Annotated in this window: 19 protein-coding genes; 12 read left to right on the top strand and 7 right to left on the bottom strand. The window is 53.4% G+C overall.

What is annotated here, in order from left to right; genetic code table 11:
* Positions 1-7 precede the first annotated feature (7 nt).
* The gene (gene rlmB, locus DQM29_RS15055) at positions 8-739 is read left to right on the top strand and encodes a 23S rRNA (guanosine(2251)-2'-O)-methyltransferase RlmB (protein WP_111741445.1); all 732 of its coding nucleotides are present in this window, start codon (positions 8-10) and stop codon (positions 737-739) included.
* Positions 740-788: 49 nt separating this feature from the next.
* Here the strand turns inward: rlmB and DQM29_RS15050 are convergent, their stop codons facing one another.
* The 5 genes from DQM29_RS15050 to DQM29_RS15030 form a co-directional block, all read right to left on the bottom strand.
* Positions 789-1,478, bottom strand: coding sequence for a glutathione S-transferase family protein (locus tag DQM29_RS15050; protein WP_111741444.1), 690 nt, complete (start codon positions 1,476-1,478; stop codon positions 789-791).
* Positions 1,479-1,555: 77 nt separating this feature from the next.
* Complete coding sequence (locus DQM29_RS15045) at positions 1,556-2,512, bottom strand: AEC family transporter (RefSeq protein ID WP_111741443.1); 957 nt, start codon at positions 2,510-2,512, stop codon at positions 1,556-1,558.
* A gap of 212 nt (positions 2,513-2,724) precedes the next feature.
* A complete protein-coding gene (locus DQM29_RS15040; RefSeq protein WP_111741442.1) occupies positions 2,725-3,408 on the bottom strand; it encodes a helix-turn-helix transcriptional regulator in 684 nt (227 codons plus the stop codon).
* A gap of 247 nt (positions 3,409-3,655) precedes the next feature.
* A complete protein-coding gene (locus DQM29_RS15035) occupies positions 3,656-8,662 on the bottom strand; it encodes a YadA-like family protein (protein WP_111741441.1) in 5,007 nt (1,668 codons plus the stop codon).
* Between the two features lie 42 nt (positions 8,663-8,704).
* Positions 8,705-9,334 (bottom strand): SadB/YajI family lipoprotein, encoded by a 630-nt coding sequence (locus DQM29_RS15030; RefSeq protein WP_111741440.1) that lies wholly within the window; start codon positions 9,332-9,334, stop codon positions 8,705-8,707.
* Between the two features lie 614 nt (positions 9,335-9,948).
* Between DQM29_RS15030 and DQM29_RS15025 the strand changes: the two genes are divergently transcribed.
* From DQM29_RS15025 to DQM29_RS14985, 9 genes are all read left to right on the top strand, one after another.
* On the top strand, positions 9,949-10,452 hold the full coding sequence (locus tag DQM29_RS15025) for a YbaK/prolyl-tRNA synthetase associated domain-containing protein (protein WP_111741439.1): 504 nt from the start codon (positions 9,949-9,951) through the stop codon (positions 10,450-10,452).
* Positions 10,453-10,576: 124 nt separating this feature from the next.
* Complete coding sequence (locus tag DQM29_RS15020; protein WP_111741438.1) at positions 10,577-11,713, top strand: threonine synthase; 1,137 nt, start codon at positions 10,577-10,579, stop codon at positions 11,711-11,713.
* A 32-nt stretch (positions 11,714-11,745) separates the two neighbouring features.
* Entirely contained in the window at positions 11,746-12,405 is a 660-nt protein-coding gene (locus tag DQM29_RS15015) for a DUF2625 domain-containing protein (protein ID WP_111741437.1), read from the top strand.
* 20 nt (positions 12,406-12,425) lie between these two features.
* Positions 12,426-12,821 carry a RidA family protein gene (locus DQM29_RS15010; protein ID WP_197708871.1) on the top strand — a complete coding sequence of 132 codons (396 nt, stop codon included), beginning with the start codon at positions 12,426-12,428 and terminating at the stop codon, positions 12,819-12,821.
* A gap of 197 nt (positions 12,822-13,018) precedes the next feature.
* Complete coding sequence (gene rpsF, locus DQM29_RS15005) at positions 13,019-13,420, top strand: 30S ribosomal protein S6 (RefSeq protein ID WP_111741435.1); 402 nt, start codon at positions 13,019-13,021, stop codon at positions 13,418-13,420.
* A 10-nt stretch (positions 13,421-13,430) separates the two neighbouring features.
* Positions 13,431-13,748, top strand: a complete 318-nt coding sequence (gene priB / locus DQM29_RS15000) for a primosomal replication protein N (RefSeq protein WP_170126592.1) — start codon at positions 13,431-13,433, stop codon at positions 13,746-13,748.
* A 4-nt stretch (positions 13,749-13,752) separates the two neighbouring features.
* Entirely contained in the window at positions 13,753-13,980 is a 228-nt protein-coding gene (gene rpsR / locus DQM29_RS14995; protein ID WP_000135199.1) for a 30S ribosomal protein S18, read from the top strand.
* Between the two features lie 35 nt (positions 13,981-14,015).
* A complete protein-coding gene (rplI, locus tag DQM29_RS14990; RefSeq protein ID WP_111741433.1) occupies positions 14,016-14,468 on the top strand; it encodes a 50S ribosomal protein L9 in 453 nt (150 codons plus the stop codon).
* Between the two features lie 123 nt (positions 14,469-14,591).
* Complete coding sequence (locus tag DQM29_RS14985; RefSeq protein ID WP_111741432.1) at positions 14,592-14,960, top strand: DUF488 domain-containing protein; 369 nt, start codon at positions 14,592-14,594, stop codon at positions 14,958-14,960.
* Here DQM29_RS14985 and DQM29_RS18230 read toward each other — a convergent pair.
* Entirely contained in the window at positions 14,946-15,692 is a 747-nt protein-coding gene (locus DQM29_RS18230; RefSeq protein ID WP_170126551.1) for a LysM-like peptidoglycan-binding domain-containing protein, read from the bottom strand. The two genes, DQM29_RS14985 and DQM29_RS18230, sit on opposite strands and share 15 nt — an antisense overlap.
* 222 nt (positions 15,693-15,914) lie before the next feature.
* Between DQM29_RS18230 and DQM29_RS14975 the strand changes: the two genes are divergently transcribed.
* Positions 15,915-17,129: an MFS transporter gene (locus DQM29_RS14975; protein ID WP_170126550.1), complete on the top strand. Its 1,215-nt coding sequence runs from the start codon at positions 15,915-15,917 to the stop codon at positions 17,127-17,129.
* Positions 17,130-17,226: 97 nt separating this feature from the next.
* Positions 17,227-17,847: a BamJ family beta-barrel-assembly machinery protein gene (gene fklB, locus DQM29_RS14970; RefSeq protein WP_111741431.1), complete on the top strand. Its 621-nt coding sequence runs from the start codon at positions 17,227-17,229 to the stop codon at positions 17,845-17,847.
* Positions 17,848-17,899: 52 nt separating this feature from the next.
* On the opposite strand, the gene DQM29_RS14965 is transcribed toward fklB, so the two are convergent.
* Positions 17,900-19,177, bottom strand: a complete 1,278-nt coding sequence (locus DQM29_RS14965; protein WP_111741430.1) for an amidohydrolase — start codon at positions 19,175-19,177, stop codon at positions 17,900-17,902.
* Positions 19,178-19,222: the final 45 nt, after the last annotated feature.

Here is a 19,222-nt window from a genome sequence, read left to right as displayed (position 1 = left end):
GTAGGCTATGAGCGAAATTATTTACGGCATTCATGCCGTTAAGTCGCTGCTTGAGAGAGATCCGCAGCGCTTTATTGAAGTATTTATTTTGAAAGGGCGAGACGATCGCCGTCTGGCACCGCTGGTGTCGGAGATTGAACAAAACGGCATTTCTGTGCAGGTTGCCAACCGCCAATGGCTGGATACGAAGGCCGAAGGTGCGGTTCACCAAGGCATTATCGCCAGAGTGAGGGAAGGGCGTCAGTATCAGGAAAACGACCTGCCCGATCTGCTTGAAGGGTTGGACTCTCCGTTCCTGTTGGTGCTGGACGGTGTGACCGACCCGCACAACCTGGGCGCCTGTCTGCGCAGCGCCGATGCGGCGGGCGTGCACGCTGTGATTGTGCCTCGAGACCGTTCCGCACAGCTGAACGCCACGGCCAAAAAAGTGGCCTGCGGCGCGGCGGAAACGGTTCCTCTGATCCGCGTGACCAATCTGGCTCGTACTCTGCGTCTCCTACAGGAGCAACAGATTTGGATTGTCGGCACTGCGGGAGAGGCCGACCATACGCTGTATCAGACAGCGTTCAAAGGTCCGGTAGCCTTGGTCATGGGAGCGGAAGGAGAAGGTATGCGCAGGCTGACCCGAGAGCACTGTGACGAACTGGTGAGCATCCCAATGGCCGGCAGCGTGTCATCATTGAACGTGTCGGTAGCGACCGGCATCTGCCTGTTTGAGATTGTGCGCCAGCGCGGATAGATTAAACGCTGACAGAGAAGCGCCCGCACGAATGCGGGCGTTTTGCGTTTTAGGCGCAGCGCAGGTCTTGCAGCAGGATGCCAGATTCCAGCGTTTCTTTTTCGTGAGATTCGTCCCGCCACTCTTCTTTAAGCGCTTCTTCTTCCCACATCATTACAGACTGAAGGCCAAGAAGGCGCTGGACATACTTTGTGGACTCAGGCGTCAGCTCTAGCCCGTAGCTTTGAATGCGAAAGGCAACTGGCACAAAGAAGGCGTCTACTGCGGTAAAGGCGTGACCCGCCAGAAACGGCCCGCCAAACTGCGCAAGCCCGGACTCCCACAGCTCGCACAGGTGCTCCAGCTCTTTCTTTAGCGCTTCCGGCGGCTGATTCATGCGAACGCGTATACCGACGTTCATCGGGCAAGTGTTGCGTAAGGTGCTAAATCCGGAGTGCATTTCAGCACAGGCGCTGCGAGCCCATGCTCTGGGCTGTCGCTCCTGCGGCCAGATTTCAGGATGAGATTCAGCCAGATATTCGACAATGGCCAGCGAGTCCCATACGGAGATGCCGTTATCAACCAAGCAGGGCACTTTGCCGTTGGGTGAGAAACGACGGTAGTTTTCCCAGTTCTCTCCCGGAGCGGAGGAGAACGGAACGATCGTTTCTTCAAAGGGAATGCCCAGTTGACTCATTAATACCCACGGGCGCAGCGACCAGGAAGAGTAGTTCTTGTTGGCGATATAGAGTTGATACACGCGAAGGCTCCTTCTTAACGCATTGAGGGATAGCCTAAAGTGTACAACAAGATGGCTTCTGGCGCTTTTTTCTCTTCCTAAACGCGAACGCCGATAAGCGTCAGGATCAGCGGTGTCGTAATTGCCGACAGCACGGTAGATACCACCATGCTCGACGCTGCAGGGCCGACGATGACGTTGAACTGGCGCGCCATCAGGTAGACGTTTACCCCGACTGCCATTGAGCCCAACAGCACTACCACTTGGGTTTCCATCGGCGGCAGGCCGAGCGCCACTGCTAGCCCCCAAACCACCAGCGGCTGAACCACCAGTTTGAGGGTGCATACGATAGAGCTTATCTGCCAGCCGTCGCGAATGCGGTACTCGGCCAGCCCCATACCCAGAGCAACCAGAGACATAGGTGCCGCGATTTGCCCCAGCATACCGATAGGCTTATCGATAAACTCCGGCAGGTCATAGCCAGTGAGGCTAAACAGGGTGCCGGAAATAATGCCGATAATCAGCGGGTTTTTCAGTACGTTTTTGACCGTATTGGCAAAGCCGCTCACCGACAGTGAACCGCTGCGCGACCACTCTACGGACACTGTAACCAGCGTCCAGAGAATCAGCCCGTTAAACACCAGCACTAGCGCAACGGAAGGCAGCGAGGCTTCTCCCAGTGCCACAGTAGCAACCGGAATGCCGAGCATGACGTTGTTAGAGAAAATGCCGCCGAGGGCGAACACCGAGCCGGAGGTACCGTCGAGCTTCAGCACTTTAGCCGCCAGAACTCGACCAATGATAAATACAATCAGACAGCTGCCAAAAAAGGCGATCAGCAGCCGTGCGTCAACGGGAGGCTGTTTGGAGAAGCTACACATCATGCGGAACAGCATGGCGGGTAGAGCGACGGAAAACACAAAGCGGGTCAGGCCGTCAGCAGCGACTTTGTTCCACTTACCCCAGCGAATCAGGCCGTAGCCGAGCGCGGCCAGAAAAAACAGCGGCGCAGAGAGCACGATTTGGTGCCAGAGAGGGAGTAAAAAACTTTGCATGAAAGCCCGTCCGATAGATGTCGATGGTTGCTGCGCGATGTCGAGCGGTAAAAACACAGGCTGAATGAACGGCTGCGTCGCTTCAGGCTGTGACTATACGGAGTGTTGAAAGAACGTCAATACTGGGTCAAACATTCAGAAAAACGTGCTCTATTTGGCAAAGCTTACGTGAAATAACGCTGACGTTTTCCCTTTTTTCAGTTGGTGCGTTTTTACTCAGTGGATGCGCTTTTCAGCGCGTTATAAATCGACACTCGTGAGATGCCAAGGGTGTCTGCCGCAGCGGTGGCTGCTCCTCGAAGCTGGAGTAGCCCCTGTTCAGACAGTGCTCTAATCAGCTTTTGTCGCTGTGCCGACGTTAGCGCTCGGGGCTGGGTATTGAGCGTGGCGGCATAGCGATTGATTTCGGCGCGCACGTCGTCAAGCTTCCAGGTTTTCAGCGATTCACCAACCGGCATTTGCGGGCTGTCTATGGCGGTAAACTGCTCCAGCACCCTCTGCATAGTGGTAAATAGCGACACGTCCAGATTTAGGCACAGCGCGGCGACGTATTCGTCTTTGCTGTTCCTCAGCCCTATCGAGGTGCTTTTAGCCTCGCGGCCGTCGGGAAAGTGGTTGCGGTAATTTTGCACAATGTCGGGAAACTCCGCATTCTGTATGCGAGCCAGCCCCAGTTCGGTTGCGGGAGAGCCGACTTTTCGACCCGACAGTGGATTTTCAATCGCGACAACGGCGTGTTCAGGGTGAGTCAGATCGTGAACCACCACTTCACAGCCGGGAGCAAACATTTTGCCCAGTGCAAAAGCGATCTTTTTCGCTTCGCGCAGCAGCAGCGCGTTTTCATCCGACTCGGAGGTTTGACGTGTTTTTTTGGATACTGCTGTTTTAGGTGCCATGGTTGCTGTCCGTTTTACTCTTTGTCTCTAATTATACAGTATGAAAAATGCAGTGTCCCCGCGGTAAAACGCTTTCTGCCTTTTCTGTGGGTTTGAGAGGGCGTTCCACTTTCTTGGTGAGGCGTGCCGTGGGGGCGTTTTTTCTGTGGACGTAAAAAAAGTGAACAATGCTTTTTATCACACTGTTCACTTGATGGGATTAGCCTATTAACGCTCGGCTATTTTTAAGCGCTGATACTTTTAAGCGCTACCACTGAATGCCCGCGCCGATTGCCGCTGAGTATTCTCCCTGGCTGTTGGTGCTGCCCTGTAGCTTGTATACCCAGGTTCCGCTTGAGCTGACCATCGAAACGCCCAGCGCAACGGCGGATTCACCGTTATAAGTACCGCCGCCAATCGAAGCCATGCTGGCGCCCGGCGCGTAGGCCTGCGGCAACCCGGTCATGGCCATTGCCGACGCCACGCCGCCGCTGACTTTCTTCTCGACGTCGCTGACTTTGTTGCTCATCTGAGCCATTTTCTGGTCGGTATAGCTCTTCGTTTCCTGAATACCCTGTTTTAGCTGGGTATAGTTAACGGCGTCGTTGCCGTTAACCGCGGCAGAAACGTTGCTGATGCGCGTCGTGCCGCCGCTGCCGTTACCCAGTGAGATAGACTCATAGTTTATGCTGCCGTCGGCGTAGGTGTCATAGCGCACATTCCCCGCCTGAGAAGACTTCAACTGGGCAACGTTAACGGCATCCGTGTCGTTTTTGCCGGCAGCAACGTTAGTAATGCGGCGCTGTTTGGTCGATGAGCCAACGGAAACCGTATCCACTTCATCGGCGACAGAGCCAGTACCTAACGCAACGCTGTTTTTCGCAGAGGCTACAGACGACGAGCCTATGGCTACGCTGTCTTCACCCTGAGCGTTGGCGTCCGGGCCTGTTGAGCTGGTTTTGAAGTACTTGGTGTTGCCCGTTGTCACAATATCGCCCACAGAGTTTTCGATATCAGTCACTCGGGTATCAAGGCTGCTCACTTGAATATTAAGGTTGTTGATACTTTTTGTGTTTTGAGCGATGTTCTGTGTGTTTTGGCTAACGTGGATATCAGTCACCTTCAGCTGAGAAACGTTAACGGCGTCAGTGTCTTTGCTGCCCGCTGCAACGTTAGTGATTTGCCGCTGGCCGCTGTCGCTGCCTACGGAAACCTCGCCGACAGAGTTCTGTGCCGTGTCCAGATTATAGGCCGTGTAGCCACTCTGCGCGCCGACAGTGGTTTGAGCACCGCTGCCTAAGGCGACGCTGTAGGCGTGATTGGCGCTAGCGCCAGTACCCAGAGCGACCCCGCTGGTAGCCGTTTGAGCCACGGTTGAACCGTAGCCGATGCCGATCCCTGAATCCCCGTTAACCACGGTTTTTGGCCCGACGGCAATGGCGTTTTCCCCAACGGCCAGAGAGTCAGCCTCTGTCGAGTTGGCGTGGTAGTACTTGGTTGGGGTGATGGAAACGGCGGCTACCGAATTTTGCAGCTGACGTACCGTGACGGCGTCGTGGGCTTCAGAGCCGTCTGCCATGTTGGTAATCTGACGATAGCTTTGGCCGTCTGTTCCCAATGACAGCGCGCCGAGCAGCGTTCTGTCCGTTGTGTCATAGCCGATAGTGACACTGCTACTCGTGACGCTGGTTGTTAGCGAGCCGGAGGCAATAACTCGAGTAGAGGATGACCCGCTGCCCAGTGCAATACCGCCTTCAACCGTGCTGCTGCTGTCTCTACCAACGGCGATGCTGCCAATGCCAGAGGCGGCGGCATTATAGCCAACGGCAGTAGCGCCGATGCCGGACGCGTGCGCATCGCTGGCAGTCAGACCAGTATCATTTGTGCGGAGATACTTCACGCCTGCGCCGTTGTCGGTGATATAGGTATTGCTTGTGTCACCCATGAGCTTGTTGATCTGCTGATTGGTTGCATACAGCTGAGCGCCGTTAACGGCGTCAGTGCTGTCGTCAGCGAGCGTGCCGGCCGCGACGTTGGTGATTTTGCTGTTCGACGTGGTGGTGGAGCCGTCAGGATTTTTGATACTGTGGCTAGCGCTGAACGCGCCCGTGGTGCTGTCCCAGAGCAGAGCGTCGTTCTCAAGAGCCTGGATGCTGGTGGTATGGCCTGAAACGGTAGTAGTAAGGTTTGTCACGTCGGTTTTAACGATATTCAACTGCGAGCCGTTAACGGCGTCGGTGCTGCTGTCCGAGAGCGTGCCGGCCGCGACGTTGGTGATTTTGCTGTCCGAAGTGGTGGTGGTACCGTCAGGATTTTTGATGCTGTGGCTAGCGCTAAACGCGCTCGCGGTGCTGTCCCAGAGCAGGGCATCTTTTTCCAGATTATCAACGTCCGCGTTCAGAGCAGTGATACTGGTGGTATGGCCACTAACAGTTGTGTTGATGCCATTAACCGTATTTCCAAGGTTTGTTACGTTGGTATTAGTGGTATTCAGTTGTGAACCGTTAACGGCGTCTTTACTGATTGCTGAAACGGTACCATCTTTAACATTGGTGATTTTGCTGGTGGCTTCGGAGCCGTGTGCGGCGTTGTATACCCCGTTAAGCGCATCCCATTGCACGGTGTGAGCATTAAGTATAGCGAGCGCCTCTCCCACTGTACTGGAGGTACCATTTTTTAATACATAGTTTGGTGAGGTAACCACACCGGTGGTTTGATCCACCCCTGCGCCACCGCCAAGGTGGGTTGCTACAGAGTCGCTGATATCATAGATTTGTGAGCCATTAATGGCATCGGTACTACTGTCGGAGATAGTGCCGCTTTTTACATTAATGAGCTTACGTTTTAAAGTGCTATTACCAACAGAAACAACGTCAGCATCTTTTGCTTCAGAGCCAGCACCTAGTGCGACAGAGCTTTTGCCCGTCACTGTAGCGTTGTGGCCCAACGCAATAGCGTCCTCTATACCCGCGTTGCTCGCTGTCCCCAGGGAAAGGGAATAATTTCCGGCTGCTGAACTTTCATTTCCCAGAACAATAGCATCGATGCCGTCAGATTTGTTGGCTCGTCCGATGGCGATTCCACCCTGTTGCAGTGCCCGGTTTTGCAATCCGGCTGAGTTAGCTATGCCCAGAACAATCGTCTCATCAACATTCGCGATACTTTTTGTACCTATAGCGATACTGTTTTTACCTTTTGCTTGCGTATCTTGGCCGAGTGCAAGTGAGCTTACACCAGTCGCATTTGCGCTATACCCGACCGCCGTTGCACCGCTCCCTGAGGCGCTGGCGTCTTTAAAGATCAGACCCGTGTCGTTGGTGCGAACATAGTTGATCCCTGCGCCATTACTCTGGACATAGGTTGTGCTGGTATTCCCGGCAATCTGGTTGATGAGCGTATTTGTGGCGTTCAACTGAGAGCCATTAACGGCGTCGGTGCTGTTTTCATTAATCAGACCAGCAGCGACGTCAGTAATGATGCTTGTCGCCTGGGTGCTTTTAGTTGAACCATCTATATTAAAGGTGGTATGGCTGGCGCTGTATTTCTTGGCACCTTCGTCCCAGTGTAACGTGTTATTATCGATGCCCTGGAGAGCCTCTCCCACGTTATTGTATTCGTCACTTTGTAGAAAATATTTGGGGGCTTTAAGCGTTCCGTCAGGGTCTATAACATTAGTAGGATCCTGATGATATCCGCCGAGCCTGTCTGAAACCGACTTACTGATGTCATAAAGTTGTGATCCGTTAATGGCATCGGTGCTGGTTTCATTGATGTTACCGTTCCCCATATTGACAATTTTGCGCTGTAAACTGGCGCTACCTACAGACACTGTATAGTCTGAACCGGCCGTGGAATTTGCACCAATGGCGACTGCGTTATCACCATTTGCGTTGGCATTCAAACCGAAAGCAAGGCTGTTTATGCCCCCCGCATTACTGCTGGTGCCCAGTGCAATGGCGTTCACACCCGATGAGCGGCTGTTACTTCCCAGCGCAATTGAACTATCTTTGCTTGCCTTGCTGCCTTGACCAATAGCGATGGAGTTGACTTCGCCAGCTTCGGCACTGTTTCCCAGCGCCAGGCTGGATTTCCCTTTCGCATCCGCGCTAAAGCCAATAGCCGTCGCATTTTCAGCGGCTTCGGTATCTGCGCCCATAGCAATGGCGTTTGCTGCGCTGGCGAGTGATTCTCTACCTAATGCGAGGCTGTCTGTGCCAGCCGCATTGGCATTGTCTCCCAGCGCCAGGCTGGATTTCCCGAGCGCATCCGCGCTAAAGCCAATAGCCGTCGCATTTTCAGCGGCTTCGGTCTCAGCACCCATAGCAATGGCGTTTGCTGCGCTGGCGTCGGATAGTCTGCCTAATGCGAGGCTGTCTGTGCCAGCCGCTTTAGCAGTGTCTCCCAGCGCCAGGCTGGATTTACCGAGCGCATCCGCGCTAAAGCCAATAGCCGTCGCATTTTCAGCGGCTTCGGTCTCAGCACCCATAGCAATGGCGTTTGCTGCGCTGGTGGCGGATAGTCTGCCTAATGCGAGGCTGTCTACGCCGTCAGCTTTGCTACTTGCACCCAGCGCCATTGAATATTCTTTTGATGCACTGGCTGTGTCACCGAGGGCAAGCGAGTTTTCTCCCTCCGCGTTACTGCCTGCACCCATTGCAATGGCTTTGACGCCGGAGCTTATTGCTTTATAGCCCAGAGCAAGTCCTTTCTCTTCAGTCGCTTGGCTTGTAAAGCCCACCGCAAGGGAACCAGCTCCTTGGCTCAGAGCATTTTGCCCGAATGTAATACTATTCAGCCCCTCAGCTTTTGAATCCCTGCCGAGTGCAATGGTATAGTCCCCGCTGGCTTTACTACCACTTCCGAGAGCTATGGCCCTGTTTCCTGAAGCTGTCGATACCTGCCCTATAGACACCGACCTTTCTCCTGTTGCCAAGCTTTGGAAGCCTAGCGCTGTAGCTCCAACGGCAGATTGGGAGTTTTTCCCTATCGCAATACTTGCTGATGGACCTGAGTTTGACGCTGCTATAGCCCCCTGTCCAATAGCAATCCAGTTATCAGTTAGTGAGGTACCCCCGGCAGCTTCTTCAGCACTTTTGCCACCATCGAGCGCGACTGCGGCATTCACCCCAAACGACGACAGCAACCCGCCCGCAACCAGCGCAGAAATTAACAGCTTACTGCGTCCGCCCTTTTTTCCGCGGCTCTTTGCCGTTTCGCTGGCAACGCTATAACTGCCCGTCGCCGGGTTCCAGATAACTTTAAATATCTTATTCATTATTATTCTCTATCTTTTTAAATATAAGTATGAGTGTTTTATCTATTGAGGAGGTATTTCCGCAGAGGGTGTTTCGCTAAACTGAATGTTATTCATGTCGATACTTATTTTTAAATACTTCAGGTTGTTTGGGGAAACGCCCTGTAAAGTCAGCGTAATGTCTTTCCATTCGCCGGGTAATAGCACTAAATGAGAATTCATTAGCGTATTGAAAAGCAGCTGTTGCCACTGTGGAAGCGCTTTTATATCCATCGGTTTTTCCCCTCCCCAAGTCACGTTAAAGCCAATATTTGACACGGGAACGCTGAGAAGATTAACCAGAGAAATATGAACCAGGCTGCCATTATTGGTCGGCGCAATAGAAATAATGCGCCCGGCCAGACCAATAGAACCATTGTTTAAAATAAAGTATCGGGTTTGTGACGGATTAAATTCGGTAAATGCGAATACGTCCTGTTTTTTCTTCAGATCGTTGACTGCATTGACAAAGGCCGCCGTACTATTAGCCAGGTTTGCCTGCTGCTGCGCTATTTGGTCTAGCCTGGCCTGCTGGCGCTCCTGCTGCTGCTTTAGCTCGCTGAGCTGCGCCCTGTCTGATGCATAGTCACAGCCAGACAGTGTGAAAGCCGAGGCAGCGGCTAATCCACAGATGAGTTTTGTATTTGAGTACATGAGCACTTTCTCTTGTCCATATCCACGGGAAAAACAGACTGCCCTGTGGCAATTTCCTTTTTTCTCTGCACGACGAATTGCTTATAAGAACAGAGGCTTTAGAGATAAAAATAAAGTGAATTTTGAATGTGATAATAGACAAAATACAACACTTGTTGCTTTGCTTAATCAGAATTCGGATTTTTTCACTTTAGTTTCGACGCGCCTATAATATTTTTCTCTTGTGAAAAATTCAAATGATATTGTCTGACGAATCGGTAATTATGCGATCTAACGATCGCTTTTTTTCTTTCTGTTAGATAATTGACCGTTAATTAGGTTGTTTAAATAGCCAGAGTGGCTGTATAGGTTAACGGTTTTTATTTTTTTAACTTTATTGTTTACTTTTAATTAGGGATTAAGTAAGTCGGTTTATTAACTTCGTAAATATTACGATATAAATACTATCCATTAAGCCATTTTTATTATCATTGTGCGAATCCACTTCTTTTTTAAATCGCTATTCTTCCCGTGTGCCGAGAAGCCATAGGGTACGTTGGATTTTCAATATTGAAATAAAGCGAGTAAGTTATCGTAATGATGTATGCGGCATCGCTTTTAACAAGGAGTATTCAGTGTCAGCACCCATTTTTGAACAGTTAATCACTCTGCTGGACAGCAACAGCGCGCGCTATCGCGTGATTGAGCACGAGAGCGCAGGCCGCTCCGCCGATGTGGCAAAAGTGCGCGGAACGAAAATCGAACAGGGAGCAAAGGCGCTGGTGTGTCACGTTAAGGGCAACGGCGTTAAGCAGCACGTGCTGGCAGTACTGCCCGCCCACCGTAAGGCGGATCTGAGTCTTGTCGCCCGCCAACTTGGCGGCACGCGGGCTTCTCTAGCCAGCCCAAAAGAGGTGATGGAGCTGACTCAGTGCGTGTTTGGAGCGATCCCCCCCTTTAGTTTTCACCCCGAGCTTAAGCTGGTGTGCGATCCGAAACTGTTTGAACAGGAAGAGGAGATGGTGTTTAACGCAGGATCTCTTGAACGCTCCATTCTGCTTAACGTAGAGGACTACCAGAGGATCGTGAAGCCGACGCTGTGCGATTTTTCTCAAGAGAGTGAGACAGTACAGGAATAGAGAAAGATAAAATGGATTGAATTAACAGTTTGTATAATTCTTTATTGTTTGTGTTTATTTCTCGGTGTATAACCGTGGGATGCAGTGGAGTATTCCTCTTATCGAACCTATGGGAGAACAACGGATGAAGAACGCAGCCCCTCGCTACGTTGATGAACGCAACGGCCTTTCCTACGACATTAATGAACTGCGCTGGTGCTCGGATCGTCGAGCGCCGCTGATGATTACCCCGCTGCCGGGTATCTCTCGTGACGATATTGACAGCCGCGAGCGCTCTATCTGGCGCTATCGCGCTGCGCTGCCTGTGGAGATTGCTCGCCCTGTGTCTCTGGGCGAAGGCTGCACACCGCTGGTGGCGAAACGCTGGGGCGGCGTTGACGTACTGTTCAAACTTGAATGGTTTAACCCGACCAGCAGCTTTAAAGATCGCGGTGCGTCGGTGATGGTCTCTTTTCTGAAGCAGCTCGGCGTTGAATCACTGATTGAAGACAGCTCCGGTAACGGCGGCGCGGCGATTGCCGCCTCCTGTGCGGCAGCGGGCATCAGGGCGCGCATTCTGGCGCCGGACTCCACCTCTCCGGCCAAGCTGCTGCAAAGCCGCTCTTTCGGCGCTGAAGTTCAGGGCGTGCCGGGCAGCCGTCAGGATACGGAAAACGAGGCGCTTCGCCAGTCGGAAACTACCTTTTACGCCAGCCATAACTGGCATCCGTTCTTTTTGCAGGGTACGAAGTCGCTGGCCTACGAGCTGTGGGAAGAGCTGGGCTTTAAGGCGCCTGACAACGTGATTATTCCTACCGGTGCGGGCAGCAACGTGCTGGGCTGTGACATAGGCTTTTGCGAGCTGTTAGCGGCAGGGCAAATCAAGAAGCTGCCGAAGCTTCTTATTGCGCAGCCCGCCAACTGTTCGCCGATCCACGCCACCTATCAGGCCAACAGCGACGAGCTGGTTGAAACCGTCTATGACAAGACCATTGCTGAAGGCACTGCTATCAGAAGCCCGGTTCGCCTGCGTGAAGTGCTGGCGGCTATTCGCCGCTCCGGCGGTGATACGGTCGCGCTGTCCGAGTCTGACATTGTCGCTGCGGTGAAAAAGCTGACGGCGATGGGGCTGTTTGCTGAGCCAACCAGCGCTCAGGCTGCGGCAGCCGTTGACGCCTTTACGTCTCGCGGTGTGATTAAACCGGGAGAAACTACCGTGGTTATTCTGACGGGTACCGGACTGAAGGCGGGTAACCTGATGAGCGATATTTTTCCGTCATAGTGATATGGATCTTCAACACATAGGGGAAAGGCGTGAAGCCGCTGTCTGAACTGATCAATCTACAGGAACCCGCATGGCCGATGGTGCAGGAGTGGCTGAAGGGCGCTACCAATGACTATGAGGTGCTTCCCAAAGAGGCAGAGATTGCCGAACAGGCTCTGCATCAGCTACAGGTGACGACGCGTTCGCCAATGGGGAGCGTGGTGTATGAAACCGGCGGTATTTTGATAGACGGCGGCTGGCTGAGGATCTTGGGATCCGGTCATCCCCGCCTGACGCGCAGCCCGGCGGCGTGGACCGCGCTAGCGACTAAGAAGCAGGCGATGCAGATTTTGCTGATTGCTGACGATGCATCAGGCGGCTTTTTCGCCCTGAACGGCGGCGGGCTAGGGGAAGACCTCGGTCAGGTGTACTATCTCGCGCCGGACTCTCTGGGCTGGGAAGCGCTTGACGTCGGGTACTCGGACTTCCTACGGTGGGCGCTGTGCGGCGACTTAGCGCAGTTTTACCAAACCGTTCGCTGGCAGGGCTGGCGTAGCGACATGGCATCCCTCGGCGGTGATGATGTGTACGCCTTTTTCCCCTTTCTATGGACTGAACCAAATAGGCTGCTGGATGAACGCGAGCGCGCTACGGTACCCATCGCGGAACACTGGGCGCTGACACAGGAGTTCAGGCAGCAGCTGGGATAAAAATAGGTGAATCAATGAGTATGAAAAATGAAAACGGCGCGATTGCCTGCGTCAACAGCGATGAACTGTCTAAGCCGGGTGGGCACTATTCTCACGCCTGTGTCCACGGTTCAACGGTTTATCTGTCGGGTCAGCTGCCGGTAAGCCCTAGCGGCAATATCTTGTCCGACCGACCCTTTGACGAACAGGCGCGTCAGGTGTTGTTCAATATTGATGCCTCACTGCGCGCAGCGGGAAGCGGCCGTGACAGGCTGATTCAGGTACGCATTTTTATTGCCGACATGGCGCACTGGCCGACGTTCAATCAGATCTATGCCGAATGGATCGGCGATCACCGTCCGGCGCGCATTGTGGCCGGCGTCAGTGAACTGCACTTTGGCTCGGCGTTAGAGATTGAAGCCGTTGCGGGCCTTTAAGCCCGCTTTATATTATCAACACTATCAATGGCTTTATGGCGAAAAGCGTAAACAAGAACGCAGGCCTTGAAGTTCGCCCGTGATAAACGTACAATTGCGCGTCAATTTTTTCAGCCGTCTTTCTCACACACGTTCCTTGCTTCCATGGGCCGCGGCTGACCCTGACAGGAGGCTGAATAATCCGTAAGGAGCTATTGATGCGTCATTACGAAATCGTCTTTATGGTCCATCCTGACCAAAGCGAACAAGTTCCGGGCATGATCGAACGCTATACCGGTGCAATCAAAGCCGCAGGTGGTGAAATTCACCGTTTGGAAGACTGGGGTCGCCGTCAACTGGCTTACCCAATCAACAAGCTGCACAAGGCACACTACGTTCTTCTGAACGTTGAAGCACCTCAGGAAGCGATCGATGAGCTGGAAACTAACTTCCGTTTCAACGATGCCGTTATCCGCAGCATGGTTATGCGTACTAAGCATGCCGTGACTGAAGCATCTCCGATGGTTAAAGCTAAAGAAGATCGTCGCGATCGCCGCGAAGATTATGCTGAAGAAACCGCCGAGGATGACTCAGATGATGCTGGGGATTCTGAAGAGTAAATAGCCCGTGTTGACTGCTAACCGACTCACGCTGTCCGGCACTGTGTGCAAGGCGCCGCTGAGAAAGGTCAGTCCATCCGGCATCCCTCACTGTCAGTTCGTGTTAGAACACCGTTCTGGGCAGCAGGAAGCCGGGTTTACGCGACAGGCGTGGTGTAGAATGCCCGTCGTCGTCAGTGGGCAGCAGTCGCAGGCATTAACTCACAGTATAACGGTCGGCAGTCACCTAAAAGTAACCGGTTTTATCAGCACCCATCAGGGGCGTAACGGTCTTAATAAACTGGTGTTACATGCCGAGCAGATTGATTTGATAGATTCTGGAGAGTAGCCATATGGCACGTTATTTCCGTCGTCGCAAGTTCTGCCGTTTTACCGCGGAAGGCGTTCAAGAGATCGATTATAAAGATATCGCAACGCTGAAAAACTATATCACCGAGAGCGGGAAAATTGTCCCGAGCCGTATCACTGGTACTCGTGCTAAATACCAGCGTCAGCTGGCTCGCGCTATCAAGCGCGCGCGTTACCTGTCTTTGTTACCGTACACTGATCGTCATCAGTAACGGTTTCGTTCCAAGAACTTAAAGAGGATACGGTAATGCAAGTTATTCTGCTTGATAAAGTAGCTAACCTGGGCAGCCTGGGTGATCAAGTTAATGTAAAAGCGGGCTATGCCCGTAACTATCTGGTTCCGCAGGGTAAAGCGGTTCCGGCAACCAAGAAAAACGTTGAGTTCTTCGAAGCGCGTCGCGCAGAGCTGGAAGCCAAACTGGCTGACGTTCTGGCCGCTGCTGAAGCTCGCGCCGCCAAGATCGTTGAACTGGGCAGCGTCACCATCGCTTCTAAAGCAGGCGATGAAGGCAAACTGTTCGGCTCTATCGGTACTCGCGACATTGCTGACGCGGTTACCGCGGCCGGCGTTGCTGTGGCTAAGAGCGAAGTTCGTCTGCCTGTTGGTGCTATCCGCACTCTGGGCGACCACGACGTTGATTTCCAACTGCACGGCGAAGTATTTGCTAAGCTGAACGTAGTTGTGGTTGCAGAAGACTAATTACTCGTCTTCTAACCCGTTAAAAACGCCAGCGAATGCTGGCGTTTTTGCTTTATACGGCTGTCATTTTGCCGGCTATCTGCCGATAATATCGACAGTGACCATCCTACAGGGGAAGACAACATGGGCAACATTCGACTGGTGCGGGTTTACGATGCCCCGCCGCAGCCTGATAAGAACAGCTTTCTCACCGATAGGCTTTGGCCGCGAGGCATCAGCAAAGAGCGTCTAAAGGGCGTTGTTTGGCTAAAAGAGGTGGCGCCGAGCACTGAACTACGCCAGCGTTTTCATGCCGATCCCAGCCAGTGGGATGCATTTTGCCGCGACTATATTGAGGAGCTGAACGGGCAGAGAGGCTGGGAGCCGCTGCTGACCCTGCTCAAGCAGGGCGAAACCGTGACGCTGATGTTCGGCAGCCGAGACGTTGAGCACAATCAGGGCGTTGTGCTGAGGGGCTTCCTGCTCAGCAAGCTTAAATCAGTGAACGCGTAAAAAGCGCCCGTTGCTTTGGCGAGTAAACAGCGCCGACTGGGTAGGGGTGATTTCCACCTCTAACCCAGTAACTTGATTCCCCTCGGCAATGCGAACCCGCACTTTCTGGCCGATTCTCAGCGCGTTAACAGGTTTCCCTGGCCCCTCGACCTGAGCCAGTAAAAATGCATCGTTAACGACCAGATGATTATCCCTGAATACCTGAGTCAGAGTGTGGCCGCGCTGGATAGTGAACTCTTTCCATTCGCCTTCTGCCGTGGCTGCTGGAGTTGACGACGCCTGTTCTGTTGACTGCTGTTCTGTGGGCGGTTGAGCCGAAGCCTGTGCCGTCTCTAGATGCGATCCGGCGGGTGTTGTAGTAGATTCCTGAGTTTGAACTGAGGGCTGCGACGGGGCTGCCCCAGATTCGACCATCGGGGGCGGTTCAACGCTGTTCTGGGCGGTTGGTGAAGTCGCGGGCGCCTGAGTTGATTCAGAAGAAGATCCCTGAGCGAGAGGAACCGCTGTTTCAGACCGTGAATCAGAAGCAGGAGCATCGGGCGATCCGCTGCCCGCTGGCCAAAGAAAAGCCACCAGCATTAGCAGAACGGCAAGAAGTACGCCCCTACGATGTGGATAGGGGAGCGGCGCCATCCAGTGAAAGCGGTCCGGCAGGTGCCATAGCGCAGAGAGCGCATTTTTAAAGGCACTGCCTTGCGCGCGTCGCCGCTGATTGACGTTATTTGCCTGCATAGCTCCTCCTCACCGATTGTGCACAGGGTATCCGTTAACGCTGAAACGACAAGAGGTTACCTGTGCAATAAAACGATTTTACCCATATTCCCGTTAAATATCCTGCGAATAATTGGGCGCCGCCGTTTTTTTATCTTGGCGAATAAGCGTATTTTTCTGCTATTTCTACACGGTTAAGACTAAAATATTTTTTACCACACTTTTAATCTTACCCAAGCTACTATGACAAAAGCCCCGCAGAGCCCGGTACTCACGCCGTCGCTGATCGTTATCATGTCTATCGCGACCGGTTTAGTGGTTGCTAGTAACTACTATGCCCAGCCGCTGCTGGAAACCATTGCTAACGCGTTTAATCTATCAGTCAGTCGGGCCGGATTTATCGTGACGGCAGCACAGCTAGGCTATGCGGTCGGGCTGATGTTTATCGTGCCGCTGGGGGACATGTTTGAGCGTCGAGGGCTTATTGTCGGTATGACGCTGCTGGCCGCTGCGGGTATGCTGATTACCGCTATGTCTTCAACGGTTACCGGCATTATTATTGGCACAGCGCTGACAGGGCTGTTCTCCGTCGTGGCTCAGATGCTGGTACCCTTTGCCGCAACGCTGGCAGAACCGGCAAAACGGGGCAAGGCGGTGGGCATTATCATGAGCGGCCTGCTGCTGGGGATCCTGCTGGCCAGAACCGTTGCTGGGGCGCTGGCTACGCTGGGAGGCTGGCGGACCGTATACTGGCTGGCTTCAGCGCTAACCATCCTGATGGCGTTAATTCTGTGGCGAGCGCTGCCCTATTATAAGCAGCCGGTGGGATTAAACTACCCTCAGCTGATTGGCTCCATATTTACGCTGTTTCGCCGCAGCGCTACGCTGAAAACCCGTGCTCTACTGGGGGCGCTCTCCTTTGCTAACTTCAGTATCCTCTGGACGTCAATGGCCTTTCTGTTAGCGTCTCCCCCTTATGGCTATTCCGAGGCGGCTATCGGCCTGTTTGGACTGGTGGGTGCCGCAGGAGCGTTAGCCGCCAGTGGAGCAGGGCAACTGGCTGATAAGGGTAAAGGAGCGCGCACGACAACCCAAGGACTGGTACTGCTGCTGCTTTCTTGGCTGCCTATTGCCTGGGGAGAATACTCTCTGGCGGCGCTGGTGGTGGGCATTGTCGCGTTAGATTTTTCCGTGCAGGGTGTACACGTGACTAATCAGTCAACGATCTACCGCATGATGCCCGAGGCCAGAAGCCGCCTGACGGCAGGCTATATGACCAGCTACTTTATTGGCGGCGCGCTCGGCTCACTGATCTCCGCTACCGCCTATCAATATGGGGAATGGCGCTATGTCTGCATTGCGGGAGCGGTATTGAGCGCGGTGGCGCTGGTCGTGTGGTTACTCAGCCGAAGTCATCTTGAGCGAGAGGCGCAGGCATATCGGGAGACATCCGGTTAATCGGCAGAACGCTTTTTTCTGCCGGATTTCCTGTGATATGCTGCGAGCCTTTCACTGATAAAAACATCGTTAAAAACAATTACGCTAAGGAAAAACCATGACGAAGCCCTCTTTTGACACCATTGAAGCACAGGCCAGTTACGGTATCGGCCTACAGGTAGGCCAACAGCTGCTGGAGTCAGGCCTGGAAGGGCTGATGCCGGATGCGCTGGTTGCTGGGCTTATTGATTCTTTGCAGGGAAACCAGCCGTCAGTATCGGTTGACGTAGTGCATCGCGCGCTGCGTGAAATTCACGAACGCGCCGACAGTGCCCGTCGTGAACAGCAAGAGAAAATGGCGGAAGAGGGCGTGCGCTTTCTGGAAGAAAACGCTAAGCGCAGCGAAGTTAACTCTACTGAATCTGGATTGCAGTTCGAGGTTCTCCATCAGGGCGAAGGCAGCATTCCTGCACGTCAGGATCGCGTACGGGTTCACTACACTGGCCAACTGATCGACGGCACGGTTTTTGACAGTTCAGTTCAACGCGGCGAGCCGGCAGAGTTCCCAGTAAGCGGCGTTATTGCCGGCTGGGTTGAAGCGTTGACGCTGATGCCAGTTGGCTCCAAGTGGCGCTTAACGATCCCTCACAATCTGGCCTACGGCGAGCGCGGCGCTGGTTCGTCGATTCCTCCGTTCAGCACGCTGGTGTTTGACGTAGAGCTGTTAGAAATTCTGTAAGCTATCGACAGTGTGAAGATGCCGCTCTTACGAGCGGCATTTTTTTATCTTTCTAGGCTGGATTTACCATCAGATCCTGCAAACAGCCGATAAACAGATCAGCGGCGGTTTTTAACTGGCGCTCATCAAAGTCAAATTCTGCCTGATGATGACCAGCGGCCAGATCGGCACCGACGATAAAGTAAATAGACTTACCGCCGTTGCGCTGGACGCGTTTGGCTATGGTCGTGGCGTCTTCACTGCCGCCGAATGAGCGCTGCTGCACGGCAGTAAGTTCAGGATTGCGTCTTACGATGTTGGTTAGCAGTTCGACCAGTTCCTTGTCGTTAACCAGATCGACGCCTTCTCCCATAATTTCACTTTCCAGCCGCAGATTAAAGCTGTGCGCTGCACCTTCAGCAATGCGGTGCATCTGCTGTGCCATAAAGGAATTAATCTCTTCGTTTTCCCCGCGCACTTCAGCCTGGAGCTCACCGTAGGAAGGAATAACGTTGCGGTCTTCTCCCGCTCTGATAACCCCAACGTTAACGCGCGACATGCCCTTGCCGTGGCGGGAAATGCCCAGCATTTGGGTTGCAGCGTGGCAGGCTCCCGCCAGTGCGTTAATCCCAAGGTGAGGCTCGGCTCCTGCGTGGGCCGGCGCGCCGTAGAAGCGAAAGTCGACTTTGGTGGTACAAAGGAAGTTATTGGGGTTAACAACGATTTCGCCGGACTTGGCGATAAAGCCTAAGTGCATGCCGAGGAAATAGTTGGCATCGTCAACGATACCGCTCTCCGCGACAGGGCGGCCTCCGCGCATTCCCTCTTCTGCGGGTTGGAATACGATTTTCACTTTGCCGGTAAGCTGGTTTCCGTTTTCCGTCAGCCACTTGGCGATGCCGAGCCCTATGGACGCATGCCCGTCGTGGCCGCAGGCGTGCATCATGCCGGGGTTTTTAGACGCAAAGTCATCGCGGTTTGGTATATGTTCCGCCTCTGCGGTTTCCTGTACGTAAACGCAGTCGATGTCAAAACGCAGTGCGACCGTTGGCCCTGGTTTTCCGCTGTCGAATATGGCGACGCAGCCGGTTAGTCCGTCCATCTCTGCTAAAAGCGCTTCGTCGACACTGTTTGCCTTTGCGCGCGCAAGCCCGCTTTCAACCAGCGCGGGCGTGCGGCCGTAAATAAAGTCTCGGTTAATCATCTTCGGTCCGGCGAGCACTTCCAGCCCCATCGCGCGAAGTATCTTAATCAGGCACGCGGTAGTCGTGAATTCGGACCAACCGAACTCTGGGCAGCGGTGGAATTCGCGCCGCCAGTTGATCAGCTGTGTTAAATCGACGTTTGACATAGTGCATTTCCTTATTGGTCATTTATCAAAGTTGTCCGCCGCGCT

Source organism: Leminorella richardii, assembly GCF_900478135.1.
Lineage (GTDB): Bacteria > Pseudomonadota > Gammaproteobacteria > Enterobacterales > Enterobacteriaceae > Leminorella > Leminorella richardii.
The sequence above is the reverse complement of the archived record's forward strand: the minus strand, read 5'-3'. Positions and strand labels throughout refer to the sequence as shown.

Coding starts and splice junctions, on each gene's coding strand:
- DQM29_RS15035 (WP_111741441.1), bottom strand. CDS start 8,662: ATGAATAAGATATTTAAAGTTATCTGGAACCCGGCGACGGGCAGTTAT.
- rpsR (WP_000135199.1), top strand. CDS start 13,753: ATGGCACGTTATTTCCGTCGTCGCAAGTTCTGCCGTTTTACCGCGGAA.
- fklB (WP_111741431.1), top strand. CDS start 17,227: ATGACGAAGCCCTCTTTTGACACCATTGAAGCACAGGCCAGTTACGGT.
- DQM29_RS14985 (WP_111741432.1), top strand. CDS start 14,592: ATGGGCAACATTCGACTGGTGCGGGTTTACGATGCCCCGCCGCAGCCT.
- DQM29_RS15020 (WP_111741438.1), top strand. CDS start 10,577: ATGAAGAACGCAGCCCCTCGCTACGTTGATGAACGCAACGGCCTTTCC.
- DQM29_RS15030 (WP_111741440.1), bottom strand. CDS start 9,334: ATGTACTCAAATACAAAACTCATCTGTGGATTAGCCGCTGCCTCGGCT.
- DQM29_RS15040 (WP_111741442.1), bottom strand. CDS start 3,408: ATGGCACCTAAAACAGCAGTATCCAAAAAAACACGTCAAACCTCCGAG.
- rpsF (WP_111741435.1), top strand. CDS start 13,019: ATGCGTCATTACGAAATCGTCTTTATGGTCCATCCTGACCAAAGCGAA.
- DQM29_RS15010 (WP_197708871.1), top strand. CDS start 12,426: ATGAAAAATGAAAACGGCGCGATTGCCTGCGTCAACAGCGATGAACTG.
- rplI (WP_111741433.1), top strand. CDS start 14,016: ATGCAAGTTATTCTGCTTGATAAAGTAGCTAACCTGGGCAGCCTGGGT.
- DQM29_RS15045 (WP_111741443.1), bottom strand. CDS start 2,512: ATGCAAAGTTTTTTACTCCCTCTCTGGCACCAAATCGTGCTCTCTGCG.
- rlmB (WP_111741445.1), top strand. CDS start 8: ATGAGCGAAATTATTTACGGCATTCATGCCGTTAAGTCGCTGCTTGAG.
- DQM29_RS18230 (WP_170126551.1), bottom strand. CDS start 15,692: ATGCAGGCAAATAACGTCAATCAGCGGCGACGCGCGCAAGGCAGTGCC.
- DQM29_RS14965 (WP_111741430.1), bottom strand. CDS start 19,177: ATGTCAAACGTCGATTTAACACAGCTGATCAACTGGCGGCGCGAATTC.
- DQM29_RS14975 (WP_170126550.1), top strand. CDS start 15,915: ATGACAAAAGCCCCGCAGAGCCCGGTACTCACGCCGTCGCTGATCGTT.